General features: G+C 47.9%; 4 protein-coding genes. 3 read left to right on the forward strand and 1 reads right to left on the reverse strand.

Annotated elements, in window-relative coordinates; genetic code table 11:
• The coding region (ppdK, locus tag AC1WIP_RS12900; RefSeq protein WP_481142210.1) for a pyruvate, phosphate dikinase at positions 1-1,689 on the forward strand (1,689 nt) is incomplete at its 5' end.
• A gap of 400 nt (positions 1,690-2,089) precedes the next feature.
• Here the strand turns inward: ppdK and AC1WIP_RS12905 are convergent.
• Positions 2,090-2,500 (reverse strand): DUF4854 domain-containing protein, encoded by a 411-nt coding sequence (locus AC1WIP_RS12905; RefSeq protein WP_481142211.1) that lies wholly within the window; start codon positions 2,498-2,500, stop codon positions 2,090-2,092.
• A 257-nt stretch (positions 2,501-2,757) separates the two neighbouring features.
• On the opposite strand from AC1WIP_RS12905, the gene AC1WIP_RS12910 reads away from it, so the two are divergent.
• Positions 2,758-3,282: a hypothetical protein gene (locus AC1WIP_RS12910; RefSeq protein WP_481142212.1), complete on the forward strand. Its 525-nt coding sequence runs from the start codon at positions 2,758-2,760 to the stop codon at positions 3,280-3,282.
• Between the two features lie 85 nt (positions 3,283-3,367).
• Positions 3,368-3,792, forward strand: a 425-nt coding sequence (locus AC1WIP_RS12915) for a hypothetical protein (RefSeq protein WP_481142213.1), incomplete at its 3' end; no start/stop codon positions are given.

Raw genomic sequence — 3,792 nt, forward strand, 5'->3', positions numbered from 1 at the left:
CGCGATATGCAGGATATGGAGTTTACCATTGAGGAGGGCAAGCTTTACTTCCTGCAGACCAGAAACGGCAAGAGAACCGCTGCAGCTGCAATCAACATTGCATGCGACCTGGTGGATGAGGGCATGATCACTCCTGAGGAGGCAGTATGCCGCATCGAGGCAAAATCCCTGGATCAGCTGCTGCACCCTACCTTTGACGCGGATGCACTGAAGGCAGGCGAGGTGATCGGCAGTGCGCTTCCCGCTTCCCCCGGCGCAGCAGCAGGCAAGGTGTACTTTACTGCAGAGGATGCAAAGGCGGCAGGAAAGGGCGGCAGAGGCGAAAGAGTGATTCTTGTGCGTCTGGAGACCTCACCTGAGGACATTGAGGGTATGCACGCAGCTGAAGGTATTTTGACCGTGCGCGGCGGCATGACCTCCCATGCGGCAGTGGTTGCCCGCGGCATGGGAACCTGCTGTGTATCCGGATGCGGAGATATTAAAATTGATGAGGAAGCAAAGGTATTTTCACTTGGCGGATATGAATTCCATGAGGGAGATTACATCTCTTTGGACGGCAGTACCGGCAAGATTTACAAGGGAGATATCAAGACCGTTGAGGCGTCCGTAGGAGGCAACTTCGGCCGTATCATGGCCTGGGCGGATCAGTTCAGAACCCTTCAGGTGCGCACCAATGCAGACACCCCGGCAGATACCGAAAATGCTGTGAAGCTGGGTGCTGAGGGCATCGGTCTTTGCCGTACGGAGCATATGTTCTTTGGCGAGGAGAGAATTCCCAAGATCCGCAAGATGATTTTGTCCGATACCGTTGAGCAGAGAGAGGCAGCTTTGAATGAGCTGATTGTATTCCAGAAGGCTGACTTTAAGGCGATGTATGAGACGCTGGAAGGAAAGCCCATGACTGTCCGTTATCTGGATCCGCCTCTTCATGAGTTTGTGCCCACCGATGAAGCGGATATCGCCGCACTGGCAGAGGATATGGGACTGACTGTGGCTGAGGTAAAGGCAAAATGCGATTCCCTTCATGAGTTTAACCCTATGATGGGACACAGAGGCTGCCGTCTTGCAGTTACCTATCCTGAAATTGCAAAGATGCAGACCAGAGCCGTTATGGAGGCGGCGATTGAGGTGAAAAATGAGAAGGGCTACGACATTGTTCCCGAGATCATGATCCCTCTGGTAGGAGAGAAAAAAGAGCTGAAATTTGTGAAGGATATTGTGGTGGAGACCGCTGAGCAGGTGAAGAAGGAGAAAAACTCTGATATGCAGTACCATATCGGTACCATGATTGAGATTCCCCGCGCGGCCCTTACTGCAGACGCTATCGCAGAGGAGGCGGAATTCTTCTCCTTTGGTACAAACGACCTGACCCAGATGACCTTCGGCTTTTCCCGTGATGACGCAGGCAAGTTTCTGGATGCTTACTACCAGGCTAAGATTTATGAGTCCGATCCCTTCGCAAGACTGGATCAGACCGGCGTTGGACAGCTGGTGCAGATGGCAGTGGAGAAGGGACGCAAGACCCGCCCTGACTTGAAGTGCGGCATCTGTGGCGAGCACGGCGGAGATCCTTCTTCCGTGGAGTTCTGCCATAAGATTGGACTGAATTATGTGTCCTGCTCACCTTTCCGTGTGCCCATTGCGAGACTGGCAGCGGCACAGGCAGCGATTAACAACAAGGAGGCTTAATCTTTCCTTTGATTTAGCTGGATATTGAATAGAAATTAAATGAAAAATAAGCGTATCATTGAGATGGTGATGCGCTTATTTTTTCTGCGCATATTGACTTGGCAGCGAAAAATAAGTCTAATGTGGTTAGTATATTAGATCAAATATAAATGGGAGGCATAAATGGGAGGCGCAGCTATGATGCGCAGTGCAGTCAAGGAGGCAACGGAGCGTTGAAAATCAGAGCAGATACTGTGTTGTCGTTTCAGAACGGCGGTGAAGATTATTTATGCTTAAGTGGTTCGCTGCGATAGGAAAAAAGCCTTCAAGCTGAGTGATTTCATTTCACATCAGCTTGAAAGCTTACATAAGCTTTGGAATACTCCCGCTTTATTACTTTGAGAATAATACTTTCGTCCTATCAGCCCGCAAATTCTCTAGAGGCGATTTCTGCGCCTGTATTATCCAGATACCGTACCACTACAACCGGATTGTCTATGTCAACGGCATCCTTCAGCGAAACTGCCACAGCCTCGAAGGTAGATGCCTGGGCATCCAGAGCAGCCTCTATTGCAGAAGCGTCCATAGCCGCAGACAAATCAGGATCTTCAACTGTAAAGTTATAGATCAGCTTATTGTCTTCTGCAGTAAGATCAGCGGTGATTCCGGTTCCTTCAAGAGCAGCAAGCTGTGTCTCTAACTCCGCCTGCATAGCGTCAGACTCAATGAACTCCTGAAGCGTAGAGAATTTGCCGCCGCTGCAGGCTGTGACCATAAGTGCCATAATTGCTGCACACATGAGCACAAGCATTTTTCTAAGTTGATTTTTCATAGTCGTTCTCCTCCTTAATTTCCCTTATATTTTCGACCTTCCATATAATGTCACAATTGTATGATCTTGTCAAGCATATAATTATGCCGGGATTTTACATCTGGTTTCCCTTGAAAATCGGCTGATGATACAAAATCCGGTATTTTTAGCAAGGCTTAGAGATTTTTGCCGCTATACAGCACCTGCTATCCCGTGGTACAATGATGGGGAAAGCTTCCAGAAAATTATTACATATCAGCAAAATGTCGAGGAATATAATGAATGAACAAGAGGTACTAAATAGATTTACATACGATGACGAAGCAGAAATTATGAGCAGGATATCATCGGTTGACAGAAAAGATTATCGCGCAAATAAGGACATAATAAATGAAATAGTGTTGTGGAAAATGAATCGAAGGCCTCAGGTCCAAGAGAAGTTAATTGATGCTTTGTTTGAACTGGATACTGTAAAGACGCCAATGGAAGCAGCCAATAGTAAAAAAACATCAGAAATTCTGGCAATGCTGCTTTGTTCAAAGGGGATGCGTCTGCCTATGGCAAGTACGGTGCTGCATTTTTATTATCCGGATGTGTTCCCGATCATAGATCAGAGGGCGTATAGAGAATTATATGGTAAGGAGTTTCCCGGAAACCTTACCAAGGTGGAAGCCCTGACAAAATTGTATGTGAAATATGTGGAAGATTGTTATATATATCAACAGCGTAATTGCCCTGAGATACCTTATGCAAAGATAGATAAGGTGTTATATCAGTTAGATAAGGAAAAGGTTAAGTATTAATTGAGGAAAAATAATAAAAAAATATCACAGCAGAGAAACCGGCAGACGGCGGAGGGACGGCTGCTTCAAAGGAGGGTATGGTAGCTTGAAGATTTTGAAGGGAATTTTTTACGGTATTTGCATGATTGTATTGGGATGCTGCATGGGCGTGCTGGTCTGCGCCCTGAATCCTTCCCTGACAGGGAGCCTTGCGGCGGCTATCTATGGAGAGGAAGCAGGAGCCTTACCGTCCCAGGGACAGGAAACTTTACAGACCCAGTCAACGGGAGATACGCAGCCGGAGGATTCGCAGGGACTTGCGCCGTCAGCAGTGAAGGCAGACTATGTGATTCCCTCTGAGGAACAGGTGGTGCTGCCGGATTCTGTGGAAGGAAAAAGCGGCTATGAGCCGGTAAGGGAGGAACGGGAAGAAGTCTCCCAGGAGGAAGCGGATGCCCAGGAAGAAAGTCCTGCCGTTGGGGAAACGGGGGAGGGGCTTTCCTTTGATGCAGATATATATCCCTATTATGG

The sequence above is a fragment of the Acetatifactor sp. genome, assembly GCF_982438285.1.